Consider the following 15911-nt stretch of genomic DNA (forward strand, 5'->3'; position numbering starts at 1 on the left):
TGGGAAAAGCCCGGTCCCGCCCTGGAGGGCGGGATTACGGGCCGTCAGTTTTCGCCGTAGCGAGGGGGCAGAACCTGCCCCGCAGCCTCGTGGATGGCTTCGATCTCGGGATCGGTCAGCGACCGCTCCCGCTTGGTGATCCACTTGCGCACGCGGCTGCCGTCGAAGACGTCGACCTCGCGGATGTTGAGCACCTTCCACGGGATGGCGGGCCCGTAGATCGCCAGTGAGGGCACCACGACGACCTCGCGGCCGAGCGCCTTGCTGATCAGCTCGCTGGCCTGCGAGGCCTCCCAGCGCGCCTCGTCGAGGCGGGGCTTCTGGTTGAACGGCCCGTGGAACAGCTTGCGGTGCGATTGGACGCGGACGGGCAGGCGCTTGTCCCAGTTCTCGGAGTCGACCGCGTAGATGCCCGTGGGGCCGACCACCACGTGGTCGATCTGGGCCTCGCTGCCGGGGATCGCCCGCGCGTGGAGGGTGCGGTAGCCGCTGCGCTCCAGTTTCTTGAGCTGGGCCTCGGTGCGGCGCTCGGCCATCGAGGGGCGCCGCCAGGCGGGAACCGAGGAGACCGACCGCGCGCGGTAGCTCGCGTCGGCGATGGCGGCGATGACGGCACCGGTGACACCGAATCTCCAGTCGGCGAGAAGGATGCCGACCACGATCCCGGCGAGGATCGAGATCAGCACCCGCCTGCGGAGGTGCCGGTATCTGGGCTCTCGCAGGAGCGCGGCGAGGGACGCGCGTTCGACAGGTGCGTAGGTCGACGTCTGCGCGTCTTGTCGGGTCGCCGGCCGATCGTCGTCGGGCCGGTCGCTGACCCAAATCGGTGACGTAGGGTTACCGTCGTCAGGCTCTTGACCGGAATCCACGTGACTCACCGTAGCCGACGCCCCTCAGCGTGCCTAGTGTTGGATGGTTCATACTTTTGTGGCCGTGTTGACCCGCATCGCCATGCCGAGGCCCGGGTATCTATGTAGGTCCCTAGATTATGTCTGGAGCCAGTCCCTACTGTCTCGGGCATGGCGCAACTAGAAAATCTCACTCCCCTTGACCTGGCCATTGACTTCCGCCGGAGCGATGTCTTGGCGATGGCGCGTCACTCCCGGAGCCCGGCCCCGGCGAGCGCCGGGGTGAGCAGGGTGGCGAGGTGCGCGCTCACGTCGGCGAGCAGGCTCGCCGGCCGCACCTCCGCCCCGGCCACGGCGGAGATCAGGCTGGGCAGTCCCGGGAGGGGAAAGCCGTCCTCGGTGGTGACCGCGTGGCCGACGGGGTTCTTGTCCAGTGAGGCGCGGCTGCGGGTCCAGGCGTCGAGCACCTCCTCGGGGGAGGGGACGCCGAAGCCGTGGCCGACGGGCGCCGCGTGGCGGAGCCGTACGAGGGAGGTTTCGGCGAAGGCGAGGGCGACGCGGGCCCGCGTGGTGAGGTCGTCGCGGGCGGCCGGGGGCACCCAGTGCATCGCCGTACAGGGTCTTCTGCAGGCGGCGGCGCAGGTGGCGAGCGCGCCGGCCACTTGGCTGTGCTGCCGGTCGAAGTAGGCGCGCCACCCCTCGGGGCGCTCTCCGGCCACGCGGAGTGTGCGGTTCGCGGCCGATTGCTCGGCCTTGGTGTGGTCGCACTCGCGCTCGCCGATGACGCCGAAGCGGCTGGCCCGGGCGTTCAGGCCGTCCGGCCAGCGGGCCGGGTCGCCCGCGTGGCCGAGGACGGATTCGAAGGCGAGCAGCGGGAGGTACTCGCTGGCGATGTGGACCGCGGCGATCATCGGGCTGAGTTCGCGGCGGTGCCACCGGACGGCGATGGCCTCGAGCAGCAGTGAGTAGGCGGGTTTGAGGGAGGCGAGGGCGCCGCGGGGCTGCTCCCGGGGAGCCTGGGGCATGTGGCAGGCACGCGCCCGGCGCTTGAGGGACACGGGGACCGAGCGCGCCTCCGCGGCGAAGTCTTCGGCGTCGAGCGACAATAAGCGCTGCCCGAACTCGCACACGTCCACGATCTGTTCGGCGTCCGCGAGCACGCGCGGGGCGAGTGCGCCGAGGTCTCCGAAGGCGAAGCGCTGGGCCAGTGCGATGAGGAGGTGGGCTGCCGAATCCATCCGACAACGATCTCATGTGGGCATCCCCGGGCGGAGTCACCAAGCCCACCAGGAGTCACCCAAGACCTTGCAAAATAGGGCGTCGGCACCAGTCGCCGCATGAACGCCATTCTTATGATCACCCGATGAGAATCAGGACACCCTTCCTGTTGGCGGTCGTAAGCGGCGCCGTACTCGCCGCAGGCCCGGCCTTCGCGGACGGGACCGGGAACATCGACCTTCGCCCGTCCTTCGACGCCTACGTCGTCGAGGGGACCCGGAGCGACCAGTCCCACGACCAGCAGCTCAAGGTCGGCTTCAACGGTGAGCGGCCCGTCAGGTCCTTCCTGACCTGGGACACCTCGGCACTCGCCGGCAAGAAGATCGTGTCGGCCGTGCTGCGGCTCTGGAACCAGCACTCCTGGTCCTGTACGGCACGGGCCTGGGAGGTCTGGAGCGCCGAACCGGCGACCCCCGCCACGCGGTGGCCCGGGCCCGCCCTGGTCCAGCGGGTGGTCACCTCCACCGAGACCAAGGGCTGGGCGAACGGCTGCGCCGACGGATGGGTGACGGCCGACGTGCAGCCCCTCGTCCAGTCGTGGGCGGACCAGAAGACGGCCGTCGGCGCCATCGGCATCAAGGCCGCCGACGAGACCGACAAGTTCGGCTGGAAGCGCTTCTCCTCCAGCGAGTCGGTGTTCAACCCGCCTGTCCTCAGCGTGACCTACCTCGACTAGCCGCACCGGCCGCCCACGCGCTCGGTGCCGCATGGGGAGGGGCCTTTCCCGCACTGCGGGAAAGGCCCCTCCGTCGCTCGGCCGCCAGCGGGCCGCCAGCGGGCCGCCGTCGGGCGGGCGTCAGCCCGCGGCGGCGTCCCTGGCCTGGGCGCGCAGGGCGCGGCTGATGCCGTCGGCGCCTTCCAGGAGCAGTCGGCGCAGACCATGCGGCGGCTCCTGGGCGTGCAGGTAGCGCTCGGTGCGGTCGACCACGGCCTGGTCGATGAGGAGCGCCGGGTAGCAGCCGGCGGCGAAGGTCTGGGCGCTGTCGGCCGTCCAGCTCTTCCAGATCCGCCCGATCTCGGAGAAGTACTTCTCCTGGTAGGGGCGGAGCAGGTCGACGTGGTGCGGGTCCCCGAACCCCAGGACGGTGGCCCGCAGCACCGCGTTGCTGAGCTCGCCGCCGACGATATTCGCCCACGCGGCGGCCTTGGCCTCCGCAGTGGGGATCGCGGCCCGGCACATCGCCGCGGAGCGCTCGCCGGTCGCGGTGGCGTCGCGGGCCAGCTCGGCGTCGATTTCGGCGTGGCCGAACTCCCCACCGCTGACCATCGCGTGCGTGAGCGTCCACCGCAGGTCGGTGTCGACGGTCAGACCGGCGGGTACGGCGGAGCCGTCGAGGACGCCGCGGACGAACGCGAGGTCGCCGGGGGAGACCGCGACCCCGGCCAGCGCGTTGACGTAGGCGAGCTGGTGGTCGGAGCCGGGCTCGGCCCGGGCGACGAGCGAGCGCAGAGCGGAGGCCAGGCGGTCCAGGCCCGTGGCCCGCCACTCGGGCGCAGTGAACTGCTGCACGGTCAGTTTGACCTGGCGGAGCACCGTCTGCACGACTGAGATGTCGGAGATCGAGTGGATGCCGCCGGCCACCAGGGTGACGTAGTCGCGGGCCGCCATCTCGGTGTCGCGGGTCATGTCCCAGGCCGCCGTCCAGCTCAGGGCGCGCGGGAGCGACTCAGTGAACGTGGCGATGCCGCCGTCGACGAGCGTGGCCAGGGACCGGTCGTCCAGGCGGACCTTGGCGTAGGTGAGGTCGTCGTCGTTGATCAGCACGAGGTCGGGCCGGACCTCGCCCAGGAGCTCGGCGACCGCCGTACGCGGGCCGGAGACATCGAGCTCGACGCGGCGGACCCGGGTGAGCGCGCCGTCGACCTGGGAGTAGAGCCCGATCGCCAGGCGGTGGGTGCGCAGCGTCGGGTAGTCGGCCGGGGCCTCCTGGAGCACCTCGAACCGGGTGAACCTGCCCTGGTCGTCGACGTCGAAGGACGGACGGAGCGTGTTGACCCAGGCGGTCTCCAGCCACTCCTTGGACCACGACGACAGGTCGCGGCCGGACGTGCGCTCAAGAGCGGAGAGCAGGTCGGCCAGGGTGGTGTTGCCCCAGGCGTGCTCCTGGAAGTAGTCGCGGACTCCGGCCAGGAAGTTGTCCAGGCCGACGTAGGCGACGAGCTGCTTGAGGACCGAGGCGCCCTTGGCATAGGTGATGCCGTCGAAGTTGAGGGCCACCGCGTCCATGTCGATCATGTCGGCGGCGATCGGGTGCGTGGAGGGGAGCTGGTCCTGGCGGTAGGCCCAGGCCTTCTCCAGGTTGGCGAAGGTGGTCCAGGCGCTCGGACCCCAGCGGGTGGCCTCGGCCATCGCGAGCACCGAGGCGTAGGTGGCGAACGACTCGTTCAGCCACAGGTCGTCCCACCAGCGCATGGTGACGAGATCGCCGAACCACATGTGGGCCATCTCGTGCAGGATCGTCTCGGCCCGGCGCTGCACCGTGGCGTCGGTGACGCGCGAGCGGAAGACGTAGTCCTCCACGAAGGTCACGCAGCCGGCGTTCTCCATGGCACCGTGGTTGAACTCGGGCACGAAGAGCTGGTCGTACTTCCCGAACGGGTAGCGGACGCCGAACACCCGGTGGAAGAAGTCGAAGCCCTGCCGGGTGACCTCGAAGATGTTCTCCGGGTCGAGGTGCTCGGCGAGGGAGGCGCGGCAGTAGATGCCGAGCGGGATGCCGTCGTGCTCGGAGGTCACCTTGTGGTAGGGCCCGGCCACGAGCGCGGTGATGTAGGTCGACATCACCGGCGTCGCGGGGAAGTGCCAGCGGCGGGATGCCTGGAGCGTGCCGTGCCTGCCCTGGTGCTCCGCGAGGTCCTCGATCGCGTCGGCCGCGGAGTTGGAGACGACCTCCCACTCGGCGGGGGCGAGCACCGTCAGCTCGAAGGTCGCCTTGAGGTCGGGCTGGTCGAAACAGGCGTACATCCGGTGGGCGTCGGCCGTCTCGAACTGGGTGTGCAGGTAGACGTTCTGGTCGACCGGGTCGACGAAGCGGTGGAGGCCCTCGCCGGTGCGCATGTAGGCGCAGTCGGCGTCGATCTGCAGCACGTTGTCCTCGGCCAGGCCCGGCAGCGGCAGCCTGCCCCGCTCAAGGTCGTAATCGCTGATGTCGAGATCGACCCCGTTGAGCGTGGCCGCCCTGATGTGGGCGCCCGCGAGGTCGATGAAAGTCGACGCCCCAGGCTGGGTGCTCGTGAAACGTACTGTGGTGATGCTCTCGAACCGCTCCTCGCCCTCCGTCAGGTCCAGCTCGACCGCATAAGAATCGACCTTCAGCAGCCGGGCCCGCTCGCGGGCCTCGTCGCGGGTCAGATTGCCTGCCACATGTGCTCCTCATGAAACGCGCGTCCCCCGCACCGTTGCCGAGGGGATTCTTGAATCCTGCCACGCCGGGCCGGGGTACCGCGCCTTGGAATACGCCGATCTCATCTACCGGTTGTTTAGCTTTGCAATGTTGCAGCCAACGTCAGGGAGCTGGTAATGAGCGAGCCCACACCGGTCGACTTCTGGTTCGACCCCTTCTGCCCGTGGGCGTGGCAGACATCGCGTTGGGCGAGAGAGGTGGAGAAGGTCCGCTCCATCACGGTGAGGTGGCACATCATGAGCCTTGCCGTACTCAACGAGGACAAGGACGTGCCCGACGAGTACCGTCAGGCGATCAAGGAGGCCATCCGGCCGGTGCGCGTGCTCGCGGCGGCGTCGGCGAAGTACGGCGAGCAGGTGCTCGGCCCGCTCTACATCGAGCTCGGGACCAGGATCCACGGGAAGGGGCCCGGCGGCTTCACCCCCGCCGACCTGGAGGGGATCATCGCCGAGTCCCTGGCCGCCCTCGACCTCGACCCGGCGCTCGCCGAGGCGCAGTGGGCCGAGGAGCACGACGAGGCGGTACGGCTGTCGCACGGCAAGGGCATCGAGCTGGTCGGCCAGGAGGTCGGCACGCCGATCATCTCGGTGGAGGGCTCGGCCTTCTTCGGCCCGGTGATTTCCTCGAATCTGAAGGGCGAGGCCGCGGGGCGGCTCTGGGATGGTGTTGTGATTGTCGCGGGCACCGAAGGCTTCTACGAACTGAAGCGGTCTCGTACCATCTCGTACCCGATATTCGACTGATGGCATTTGCGCCCTTCGTCCTGGGATCAGTGCGTCCTGGGGTCAGTGCCCGGCACGAGGGGCGGTGTCATAACGAAGTTGTGAGGGATCGCGGGCATTCGGCGCGAGGGTCGGCACGTTGGTCGTAGTCTCGTGACGAACAACGTGCGGGCGACATTCAGGAATTAGCCATGGATTGAGGACCTGTCACGTGATGAGCAACTTCGTTCGCCACATGACGCCTCAGCGAACGGAGGATGGGGGACAATGCGCCATCTTTACCTGAACGGAGCCTGGGTGCCGTCCACCTCGGGCGAAGGGATCGACATCGTCGACCCCGCCACCGAGGAGATCGTCGACCGCGTGCCCGCGGGAACCCCCACGGATGTGGAGGCCGCCGTCGCCGCGGCGCAGGCCGCCTTCGCCGCCTGGGCGGCCACCCCGCCCGCCGACCGGGCCGAGATCCTCGCCGCCGCGGCCCGGTTGCTCCGCGACCGCGCCGAGCGCGTCGCCCGTGTCATCGCCACCGACCTCGGCGCGCCGTACGCCAAGGCATTGAAGATCCACACGCTCGGCCCGGCCGATGTCCTGGACTTCTACGCGCGTACGGCGCAGGCCCACGACGGCGAGGCCGGACGCGTGGGCAACTCGCGCGTCCTCAAGGAGCCCGTCGGCGTCGTCGGCACGATCACGCCCTGGAACTACCCGCTGCACCAGGTCGTCTGCAAGGTCGCTCCGGCCCTCGCCGCGGGCTGCACGGTCGTGCTCAAGCCGAGCGAGGTCGCGCCGCTGGCCGCCTACGAGCTGGCGGACGTCTTCGACGCGGTGGGCCTGCCGCCCGGGGTGTTCAACCTCGTGAGCGGCAGGGGGGAGGTGGTGGGCGAGGCCATCGCGACCCACCCCGGGGTGGACATGGTGTCCTTCACCGGCTCGACCAGGGCGGGACGCCGGGTGGGCGCCCTGGCCGCGGAGACCGTCAAGCGGGTCGCGCTCGAACTCGGCGGCAAATCCGCCAATATCGTTCTCCCCGACGCCGACCTCAAGGCCGCCGTCAAGGCGGGGGTGGCCAACGCGTTCGTCAACTCCGGACAGAGCTGCTCGGCCTGGTCGCGCATGATCGTGCACCGGGACCAGTATGACGAGGCCGTCCGCCTGGCCGTGGCCACCGCCGCGGAATACCCCCTCGGCGGGCCGTTCGACGAGGGCGCGCGGCTCGGCCCGCTGGTCTCCAAGGAGCAGCGCGACCGGGTCGTCCGCTACATCAACCGGGGCCATGAGGAGGGCGCGCGGCTGGTGTGCGGCGGCACCGAGCGCCCGTTCCCGAAGGGGTTCTTCGTCGAGCCGACGATCTTCGCCGGGGTCGCGCCCGGGATGGTCATCGAGCAGGAGGAGATCTTCGGTCCGGTCCTTTGCATCGTTCCCTATCTGCGCGAGGAGGAGGCCGTCGCCATCGCCAACGGCACGCCGTACGGCCTGGCCGGCGCGGTGTGGTCGGCGAGCGAGGAGCGCGCGGTGGCCGTGGCCCGGCGGCTGCGCACCGGACAGGTCGCGATCAACGGGGGCCGGTTCAACCCGCTCGCGCCGTTCGGCGGATACAAGCAGTCGGGCCTCGGTCGCGAGCTCGGGGACTACGGCTTCCAGGAGTTCCTGGAGCTGAAGTCGCTCCAGTTCTGACGGCCGCTCAGGTCGCGCCGCGGATCAGCCGGACGGGCACCGACGCGCACGAGCAGCGCATCGCCGCCCGTTCGGCCTCGTGCGGTCTGCGGTGCAGGAGCATGGCCACGACCATGGGCGCGAAGACGATCGCGTTGTAGAAGAGGTGGAGTTCCACCCTCGGCACGAGGAGCTGGATGATGCTGGTCGGCGCGGGGCGGCCGAGCAGGTTGTTGCCCGTGAGGGCCTGGATCAGGAGCAGCAGGTGCTCCAGGTGGTGCCAGACCTGGATGCCGAGGGCGATGTTCCACCAGGTGCGTGCCCTGCCGGTGAACCCGGGGCGGAGCAGGATGAAACCCACCAGCATGATCAGCGCGTAGCCGTAGTGCATCCACTCCGACGTCACAAGCCAGGGGAACGGCAGCCCGAGGAGGCCTCGGGCCTCGGCGAGCGGCCAGCCGAGGACGTAGATCTGCACCGCTTGGACGAGGTGCTCGGCCCAGTGGGCCACGACGATGATGAGGAATATGCCGAGAGCGGTGCGATGGTGTCTGGTGTTGAGCCCGCTCGCGGCGGGTAGTCCGGTGGGGTGGGTCGCCATGTTGTGCCCTTCGTGCGACAAAACCGAACGTCTCTCCGGATAGGTGGTCGCCCTACGTGGTCGGCCCCAAACCTGGCGTAAGCAAAGCCTCGCCATCGCAGTCAGCACCGTGAAGGACCCCGCACATGGTGAACACAGACCGCGTTCGTCCGCGCGTGAGCGCATTCGGAATGGTCGTAGCTGGTATTGGCGTCCTACTGGTCGTTCTCGGATTTCAAGGCCTGGGGCCGGCGCTGGCCGCGGCACGCGCCGACGGCGCCTGGGGCACCTTCACAGCGCGGGAGGTGACCTGTATCCAGCATCCAGGCCATGAGCAGTGCTCATGGCAGGGGGAGTTTCGGCCCGACACCGGCTCCGCCGTGCGTGCCGACATCACGTTGTACGGCAGCGACCGCGACACCTTCGCCCCCGGCGCCGTGACCCGCGCCTTCGACACCGGCCGCAGAGGCCATGTGTACGGCCCCGGCGGCTCCAACGAGTGGATCATGTCGGCCCTGCTCCTGCTGGCGGGCGGCTTCCTGCTCGGCCTGCCCGTGCGGCGCTACTTCGCCTGGAGGAGGACCTTGCGCGCGGCGTCCTTGGCGAGCCGGTCGACGTAGAGGGTGCCGTCGAGGTGGTCGGTCTCGTGCTGGAAGCAGCGGGCGAGCATGCCGCGCGCCTTCACCCGCACCGGACGGCCGAGCCGGTCGAGGCCCGTCACCGTCACGCCCGCCGCCCGCGGCGTCGGCGCGTAGAGGGGTGTGCCCGTGTCCCTGCCCGGCACCGACAGGCAGCCCTCCTCGTCGAGGACCTCCTCCTCGTCGTCGACCGTGAGCACGGGATTGATCACATGGCCCTTGCGGTTGCTGATGTCGTAGACGAACAGCCGGCGTGACACGCCGATCTGGGGGCCCGCCAGGCCGACGCCGTTCGCGGTGTACATCACCTGGAACATGTCGTCGATCAACCGCCGGAGCTCGCGGTCGAAGTCGACGACGGGCTCGGCGGGGGTGCGCAGAACCGGGTCACCGATCACTCGGATGTCACGCATCGACGGCTCTCCAGGGCAATCGCTCAGACGGGTGGTGAGGTCCTCACTCTAGCCGGGGCCGCGGTCCGCTTGTTCACGCGAAGCTGGGAGACTGGAGGCGTGCGTGTTTACATCGGTGCCGACCATGCGGCCTACGAGCTGAAGAACCACCTGGTGTCCTGGCTTAAGGACCAGGGGCACGAGGTGACCGACTGCGGTCCCTTCGTCTACGACGAGCAGGACGACTACCCGGCGTTCGTGCTCCGGGCCGCCGAGGGCGTGGCGGGTGACGAGGGAAGCCTCGGCGTCGTGCTGGGCGGCTCCGGCAACGGCGAGCAGATGGCCGCCAACAAGGTGCGCGGCATCCGCGCCGCCCTCGTCTGGAACGACGACACGGCGAAGCTCGCCCGCGAGCACAACGACGCCAACGTCATCAGCGTCGGGGCCCGGATGCACTCCGAGGAGGACGCGACCCGGTTCGTGCGGCTCTTCCTGGCGACGCCGTATTCCGGGGCCGAGCGCCACAGTCGGCGCATCGCCCAGCTCGCGGCCTACGAGACCATCGGCCAGCTTCCGCCGCTCCCGTAGCCGGACTCCCCGGGCTAACCGGGCCCGGTTCACCGGGCGGGCCCGGTTAACCGGATTCACCGGGCCCGCCGGGCTCCACCGGGTTCACCCCCGCGGGCTCACCGGGCCCGCCGGGCTCACCCCCGCGGGCTCACCGGGATGTCGGGCTCCACCGGGTTCACCCCCGCGGGGATGCGCGGGGGGGCGTCCGCTCGGGACGTTCCCCCTTTCGGTCCTTCTTGCCCGACTCATCCCTCAGCGGGCGCCTTTCGGCGAAGTCGTGGTTCTCCTGCGAGGGGCGGGACACGTCCCGCGCCCGCATCGCGGTGATCGCAGTGATCTGCATGTTCTGCAGGGCCATGCACGGACTCTAACCCGGGGCTCGGCTTCGCGACCCCGACTCGCGTACGGCGGGCCCCGGGGCGCTGGTCAGAAAATGAGTCCGGCCCAGGGCTTGACGTCCCAGGACATCGCCGTCGATAGCGCCCGCAGGGCACCCGTCGTGGCCTCGTCGGCGGCGCCGATCGCCTTCCACGGGCTGAGGGAGCGTCCGCCGAGGTAGACCTCGCCAAGCGCGGCGACCGGCAGCGTGACGTCGGCCGGGTCGACCGTCGGCTCGCACACGGCCCCCGACGTGTCGGCGGACAGCCGCCACCTACCGGCGTTCCACGGGCATACCGAGTCCTCGACCTCGATCACGACGTCCACCGGGGCGGCGTACGCCCGGGCGGCGAGAGCCCGCCTGACGTCAGCGGTCCTGATCCACAGGTCCTCCATGTTGACCGCTTTGAGCCGGCGTTGGTCGGCGAGCAGATGCTGGATCGGGTCGTCGGCGGGGCGGCTGTGCGCCTTCACCCGGGCGACGAGGTCGCGGTCGAGCACGGCCCGCCACGTGGCCGCGTAGGCCGCCGGGTCGGTGGCGAAGAGGTCCAGCAGCCACAGATCGCTGTCGGCGATGACGTGGTCGTCGAACGAAAGCTTCACACGGAACAGCGCGTAGCCGCGCGGCGCGGTGTCGTCCTCCACCACGACACAGCGCAGCGGGCCCATACCGCGCTGGGCCGACTCCTCGTCGGCGAGCACGTCGTCCCAGCGGCCGGGGCTGCGGCCGTACATGCCGGGGCGGGTGACGCGCACCTTGTCGAAGACCTTCTCCAGGAGCGGTCTCGCCTCGGCGGGATCGGCCACCCGCAGCCGTAGCGCGGGGTCGGTCAGCACGTGTCTGCCGAAGGCGGCGTGGTGGCTGTCGATGGTGACCCCGCGGCCCTCGGCGGCGAGGCCGTACCCGAACCTGCCGTAGATCGAGGATTCGGAGGCGTAGAGCGCGGCGACGGGTTCGCCCCGTTCGTAGAGGTCGGTGAGCTGACTCTTCATCAAGGCCGACAGCACGCCGCGTCTGCGGTGGGAGGGCAGTACGCCGACCGCCGTGACGCCGGCGACGGGCCGGACACCCCCCGGGACGGTCATCTCGAAGCTGAAGATGGCTGTGCAGCCCACCATGCGGTCGCCGTCGAACGCGGCGAGCGTCCGGTCCAACTCGATCAGCTTCCTGAAGCGTTCGATGTTCTCGGGGGCCATCTGGGAGCTGAAGGCCTCTTCCCAGATGCCACAGAAGGCGTCCCAGTCGGATTCGGTCATAGGGCGGATCGGGTAGCTCATTTGCTTTACCGTATGAGGGGGCAAAGGGGTCCGGCCACCCAATATCCGTGTTTAATGATCAAGGCGTTGGTCAAGTGGGCTGCCCAAACAAGGGATAGACCGATACAGTCAGGCGCATCATGAGTTCCCGTCCGGCGCCGCTTCTCCCTCCACGGCTCCGTGCGTTCCTGGTGCGCGTCCCGCTCCTGGTGCGCATCGTGCGTTTCTTACGGAGGGGACCGCTGGCCCGCGACCGCAACCTGTTGATCACGCTCATCGTGCTCACCTTGCTGATCGGCGTTCTCGCCGCCAAGGTGTCGATGCAATGGGCCTCGCCGTCCCTGCTGATCCTGGTCACCCTTGTCGGCGGACTTCAGCTGCGCCTGCGCAGTCTGGCCAAGCTGCTGTGCGCCGAGTTCGTGGCCCTTGTCTACATCGCCGCCCTGCGCGGGGTGGGCGACGTGGGCCCGGGGCTGCTCGCCACCATCGTGTTCACCGCGGTGCTCGCCGCGCTGATGTCCCGTACCCGAGGGCAGCTCGGGATGCAGGGGCTGCGCGGTGACGCCATGCTGCTCGAACTGCGCGACCGGCTGCGAAGCCAAAGTGAGCTTCCGCCGCTGCCCAAGGAATGGGGGCAAAAGGTTGTGCTCAAGCAGGCGGGCGGCTCGTCCTTCGGCGGTGACTTCGTGGTCTCCATGCGCGACGGCGACCACGTCGAGGTGGCGGTGGTCGACGTTTCCGGCAAAGGGGTCGACGCCGGCACCAGGGCGCTGCTGCTCTCCGGAGCCTTCGGCGGCCTGCTCGGCTCGGTGAGCGCTTTTCTGCCCGCCTGCAACACCTACCTGCACAGGCAGCGCGGGGGTGAGGGGTTCGTCACGGCCGTCCACCTGCGCCTCAACCTGGTGACGGGTGAATACGTGATCACCTCCGCCGGTCATCCGCCGGTCGTGAAGTTCGACGCGGGCACCGGCGGCTGGCAGGTGGCGACGGCCAAGGGAGTGGTGCTCGGTGTGGTGCCCGACCTCCACTGCGAGCCCGACCGGGGTGTGCTGCGCAAGGGCGACGCGCTGCTGCTCTACACGGACGGGCTGATCGAGCAGCCGGGGCGCGACATCGATGCCGGGCTGGACAAGCTGCTCGGCGAGGCCGAACGGCTGCTGCCGTCGGGGTTCACCCACGGGGCGCGAGCGCTGGTCAACGCCATGTCGTCCGGGCATAACGACGACTGCGCTCTGGTGCTCATCTGGCGCCCTTAAGTTGGGTTTGTCCATTTTCTGTACGGTCTGCTTTTGTCTGGTTGCGTACCGTAGAAATGGGAAATCCTAGTTTCCTGATGTGTTCGCGGGTTCTGTGCTGTCTTGCTGGCATGCTGGTCGCATGCCCCAACAATGACAGATGAAACGGTTCAGAATGTGAACTGTCATGCCTTATCCGTGGGTTGTGTCACTGGCGGCCTTGGGGCCAACCTGACATTCTCATTCCAGCTAGCCCAATGAAATCCGGAGAAACGGACATGAGCGGAAGGGGGCGAAATATCGTGAATAAGCGCTACGAACTATATTGCCTCGCGGACCCGCTCTTCTATGACTCACTGGTGACGTCGGGGGATCGGTCCGCGCCGCGCGGTGGGAACGCCGGCTCGGCGCGGACCGCGGGTCCGGGCCTGCGGAATGACTTCGCGGTCGCCGTCAGGCCGGCCCCCGAAGGCTGGACCCGGGGCGAGAGCGATGACTGGGTGGTATACCGGCGCTCTTCCCGCGCAATGCGGGACCAGGGGTGGAAGATCCATGTATCCGCCTGTCTGGATGGCGCCGAGGAGGTGCTGGAGGCGGTGTGGGACTACTGCGTCCCGCGCGGTGTCGACTTTAAGTTCCTGCGGGGCAGGCATATTTTCCACATGCAGAATGCGAAATATGCCGACCGGGGGTCAAGTGGGAAGCTTGTGGCTATTTATCCCGCTGATGACATCGAACTCGAGCGGATCCTGACCGAGCTTTCCGGGATCCTGGCCGGCAGGCCCGGGCCGTACATTCTCAGCGACCTGCGCTTCGGTGACGGCCCGCTGTATGTGAGGTACGGCGGGTTCGTCGAGCGCAACTGCGTGACGCCTGAAGGTGTGATCGAGCCGGCCATCACCGCCCCCGACGGCACCCTGGTGCCCGATCGGCGCACACCGGTCTTCACCATGCCGTCATGGGTGGAACCACCGGAGTTCCTGCGCCCGCATCTCGCCGCCCGCACCGCGACTACGACCGGCGACCTTCCCTACACCATCGAACGCGTCCTGCACTTCTCCAACGGCGGCGGCGTCTATCTGGCGACCGACCGGCGTTCGGGGGAGAAGGCGGTGCTGAAGGAGGCCAGGCCGTACGCCGGGCTCGACTTCACCGGGCAGGACGCCGTGGCCCGGCTCGAACGCGAACGCGAGGCCCTCGACCGGCTCAGCGGCCTGCCCGTGGTGCCGAGGCTCCTCGACACGTTCACCGTGGGGGAGCACCGCTTCCTCGCGATGGAATACGTGGAGGGCGAGCCGCTCAACCGGCTCTTCGCCGACCGCTACCCCCTCGCCGGCGACAGGCCCGCGCAGGACCGCGCGGACTACGCGGCGTGGGCGGCCGGGATCTGCGGTGAGGTCGAAGCCGCGGTCGGCATGATCCACGCGAGGGGCCTGGTCTTCGGTGACGTACACCTCAGCAACATCATCGTCGGACCGGACGGATCCATCACCCTGATCGACTTCGAGATGGCCACGCCCATCGAGAAGGCAGGGCGCATGGGTCTCGCCAACCCGGCGTTCGCCGCCCCGGCGGGGACCACGGGGACCGACATCGACCGCTACGCGCTGGCATGCCTGCGGCTGTCGCTCTTCCTGCCCCTGACCGACCTCTTCCTGATGGACCGTGGCAAGGCCGCCGAACTGGCCGACGCCATCGTGGAGAACTTCCCCGTCCCCGCGGACTTCGTGGAGGACATGGAGGACGCGGTGCGGGTCATCGCGCCCGACGCTCGGCCCCGCCGTACGGCATGGCGCGAGGCGGCGGCCGGCGGCGAACCCTGGCCGGGCCTGCGCGCGTCGATGCGGGCCGCCGTTCTCGCCTCCGCCACACCGGAACGCGACGACCGTCTCTTCCCCGGCGACATCGGGCAGTTCTCGACCGGCGGCCTGAACCTCGCCTTCGGAGCGGCCGGTGTGCTCTACGCCCTGGACGCCACCGGCGCCGGGCGGTTCCCCGACCACGAGAAGTGGTTGGTCGAGCGTGCGCTCAACCCCGGCCCGGGGAGCCGCCTCGGCTTCTACGAGGGGCTGCACGGCGTGGCCTACGCGCTGGCGCGTTTCGGCTACACGACCGAGGCGATGGACCTGGTCGAGATCGTGTCGCGGGAACGGTGGGAGACCCTCGGGCCCGACCTGTTCGGCGGCCTCGCCGGCATCGGCCTCAACCTGTCCCACCTGGCCCGGGCGACCGGCGACGGCGGTCTGCTGGCCGACGCGCTGAAGACGGCCGATCTCATCGCGTCGCGGCTCGGCGGCCCCGACGACGTGCCGGAGGTCAGCGGAGGCACGGGACCCTACGCGGGGCTGATGAACGGCTCGTCGGGACCGGCCCTGTTCTTCATCCGGCTGTACGAGCGGACCGGCGACGCCGGACTGCTCGACCTGGCTGAGGTGGCGATCAGGCAGGACCTGCGCAGGTGCTCCCTGCAGGACGACGGATCCCTCCTGGTCAACGAGGGGTGGCGCACCATGCCCTACCTCGACCGGGGGAGCGTGGGGATCGCGTGGGTGCTCCGCGAATACCTGCGGCACCGCCCGGACGCCCTCCCCGCGCCCGCGCTGCCCGCGCTCGACGGGGCCGCGCACTCACCCTTCTACATCCAATCCGGCCTGTTCACCGGCCGCGCGGGCATCCTCGCCTACCTGGCCGCGAACCGGCCGGAAGACGGCGGGGCCGAGGCCCGGCGGCAACTGCGGGCGCTCGGCTGGCACGCCCTCGCGTTCGAAGGCCACCTGGCCTTCCCGGGCGAGCAGCTTCTGCGCCTGTCCATGGACCTCGCCACCGGTACGTCCGGAGTGCTGTTGGCGGTAGGCGCCGCGTTGGGGGAAAAGGCGGCGACGCTGCCTTTCCTGGCCCCCTCGGCGACGGCGGAGCAACTCAGGGGCAACAACCATTCACACACGGAGGTGTAGGA

Annotated in this window: 14 protein-coding genes; 7 read left to right on the forward strand and 7 right to left on the reverse strand. The window is 69.4% G+C overall.

Annotated elements, in window-relative coordinates; all coding sequences use genetic code 11:
* Positions 1-44 precede the first annotated feature (44 nt).
* Both BLQ73_RS04110 and BLQ73_RS04115 read right to left on the reverse strand, forming a co-directional pair.
* The gene (locus BLQ73_RS04110) at positions 45-869 is read right to left on the reverse strand and encodes a nuclease-related domain-containing protein (protein ID WP_245690782.1); all 825 of its coding nucleotides are present in this window, start codon (positions 867-869) and stop codon (positions 45-47) included.
* A gap of 227 nt (positions 870-1096) precedes the next feature.
* Positions 1097-2086 carry a hypothetical protein gene (locus tag BLQ73_RS04115; protein WP_093168361.1) on the reverse strand — a complete coding sequence of 330 codons (990 nt, stop codon included), beginning with the start codon at positions 2084-2086 and terminating at the stop codon, positions 1097-1099.
* Between the two features lie 125 nt (positions 2087-2211).
* Between BLQ73_RS04115 and BLQ73_RS04120 the strand changes: the two genes are divergently transcribed.
* Positions 2212-2802, forward strand: a complete 591-nt coding sequence (locus BLQ73_RS04120; protein WP_093168364.1) for a DNRLRE domain-containing protein — start codon at positions 2212-2214, stop codon at positions 2800-2802.
* 120 nt (positions 2803-2922) lie between these two features.
* Here the strand turns inward: BLQ73_RS04120 and pepN are convergent, their stop codons facing one another.
* Entirely contained in the window at positions 2923-5490 is a 2568-nt protein-coding gene (pepN, locus tag BLQ73_RS04125; protein ID WP_093168366.1) for an aminopeptidase N, read from the reverse strand.
* 156 nt (positions 5491-5646) lie between these two features.
* On the opposite strand from pepN, the gene BLQ73_RS04130 reads away from it, so the two are divergent.
* Together BLQ73_RS04130 and BLQ73_RS04135 are read left to right on the forward strand one after the other, a co-directional pair.
* Positions 5647-6273, forward strand: coding sequence for a mycothiol-dependent nitroreductase Rv2466c family protein (locus BLQ73_RS04130; RefSeq protein WP_093168369.1), 627 nt, complete (start codon positions 5647-5649; stop codon positions 6271-6273).
* Positions 6274-6519: 246 nt separating this feature from the next.
* The gene (locus BLQ73_RS04135) at positions 6520-7926 is read left to right on the forward strand and encodes an aldehyde dehydrogenase family protein (protein WP_093168372.1); all 1407 of its coding nucleotides are present in this window, start codon (positions 6520-6522) and stop codon (positions 7924-7926) included.
* 7 nt (positions 7927-7933) lie between these two features.
* On the opposite strand, the gene BLQ73_RS04140 is transcribed toward BLQ73_RS04135, so the two are convergent.
* A complete protein-coding gene (locus BLQ73_RS04140; RefSeq protein ID WP_093168374.1) occupies positions 7934-8506 on the reverse strand; it encodes a hypothetical protein in 573 nt (190 codons plus the stop codon).
* Between the two features lie 155 nt (positions 8507-8661).
* On the opposite strand from BLQ73_RS04140, the gene BLQ73_RS04145 reads away from it, so the two are divergent.
* Entirely contained in the window at positions 8662-9105 is a 444-nt protein-coding gene (locus BLQ73_RS04145; RefSeq protein WP_143020114.1) for a hypothetical protein, read from the forward strand.
* On the opposite strand, the gene def is transcribed toward BLQ73_RS04145, so the two are convergent.
* On the reverse strand, positions 9048-9536 hold the full coding sequence (gene def / locus BLQ73_RS04150) for a peptide deformylase (protein ID WP_093168378.1): 489 nt from the start codon (positions 9534-9536) through the stop codon (positions 9048-9050). The genes BLQ73_RS04145 and def overlap by 58 nt on opposite strands.
* 99 nt (positions 9537-9635) lie before the next feature.
* On the opposite strand from def, the gene BLQ73_RS04155 reads away from it, so the two are divergent.
* Entirely contained in the window at positions 9636-10103 is a 468-nt protein-coding gene (locus BLQ73_RS04155; protein WP_093168379.1) for a ribose-5-phosphate isomerase, read from the forward strand.
* 157 nt (positions 10104-10260) lie between these two features.
* Here the strand turns inward: BLQ73_RS04155 and BLQ73_RS04160 are convergent, their stop codons facing one another.
* Both BLQ73_RS04160 and BLQ73_RS04165 read right to left on the reverse strand, forming a co-directional pair.
* Entirely contained in the window at positions 10261-10443 is a 183-nt protein-coding gene (locus tag BLQ73_RS04160) for a hypothetical protein (RefSeq protein WP_093168381.1), read from the reverse strand.
* Positions 10444-10511: 68 nt separating this feature from the next.
* Positions 10512-11741, reverse strand: coding sequence for a GNAT family N-acetyltransferase (locus BLQ73_RS04165; protein WP_093168383.1), 1230 nt, complete (start codon positions 11739-11741; stop codon positions 10512-10514).
* Positions 11742-11860: 119 nt separating this feature from the next.
* Here BLQ73_RS04165 and BLQ73_RS04170 point away from each other — a divergent pair, with 119 nt between their 5' ends.
* Both BLQ73_RS04170 and lanKC read left to right on the forward strand, forming a co-directional pair.
* Positions 11861-12976 (forward strand): PP2C family protein-serine/threonine phosphatase, encoded by a 1116-nt coding sequence (locus BLQ73_RS04170; protein ID WP_093168385.1) that lies wholly within the window; start codon positions 11861-11863, stop codon positions 12974-12976.
* A gap of 281 nt (positions 12977-13257) precedes the next feature.
* Positions 13258-15909: a class III lanthionine synthetase LanKC gene (gene lanKC, locus BLQ73_RS04175; RefSeq protein WP_218125615.1), complete on the forward strand. Its 2652-nt coding sequence runs from the start codon at positions 13258-13260 to the stop codon at positions 15907-15909.
* Positions 15910-15911: the final 2 nt, after the last annotated feature.

Origin of the sequence: Sinosporangium album (assembly GCF_900100605.1) — a bacterium.
Taxonomy (GTDB): Bacteria; Actinomycetota; Actinomycetes; order Streptosporangiales; family Streptosporangiaceae; genus Sinosporangium; species Sinosporangium album.

What these genes read in the sequence shown, in the direction of transcription:
- BLQ73_RS04115 (WP_093168361.1), bottom strand. Translation starts at nt 2,086, where the DNA reads ATGGATTCGGCAGCCCACCTCCTCATCGCACTGGCCCAGCGCTTCGCC.
- BLQ73_RS04135 (WP_093168372.1), top strand. Translation starts at nt 6,520, where the DNA reads ATGCGCCATCTTTACCTGAACGGAGCCTGGGTGCCGTCCACCTCGGGC.
- BLQ73_RS04120 (WP_093168364.1), top strand. Translation starts at nt 2,212, where the DNA reads ATGAGAATCAGGACACCCTTCCTGTTGGCGGTCGTAAGCGGCGCCGTA.
- BLQ73_RS04165 (WP_093168383.1), bottom strand. Translation starts at nt 11,741, where the DNA reads ATGAGCTACCCGATCCGCCCTATGACCGAATCCGACTGGGACGCCTTC.
- BLQ73_RS04140 (WP_093168374.1), bottom strand. Translation starts at nt 8,506, where the DNA reads ATGGCGACCCACCCCACCGGACTACCCGCCGCGAGCGGGCTCAACACC.
- BLQ73_RS04170 (WP_093168385.1), top strand. Translation starts at nt 11,861, where the DNA reads ATGAGTTCCCGTCCGGCGCCGCTTCTCCCTCCACGGCTCCGTGCGTTC.
- BLQ73_RS04160 (WP_093168381.1), bottom strand. Translation starts at nt 10,443, where the DNA reads ATGGCCCTGCAGAACATGCAGATCACTGCGATCACCGCGATGCGGGCG.
- def (WP_093168378.1), bottom strand. Translation starts at nt 9,536, where the DNA reads ATGCGTGACATCCGAGTGATCGGTGACCCGGTTCTGCGCACCCCCGCC.
- BLQ73_RS04130 (WP_093168369.1), top strand. Translation starts at nt 5,647, where the DNA reads ATGAGCGAGCCCACACCGGTCGACTTCTGGTTCGACCCCTTCTGCCCG.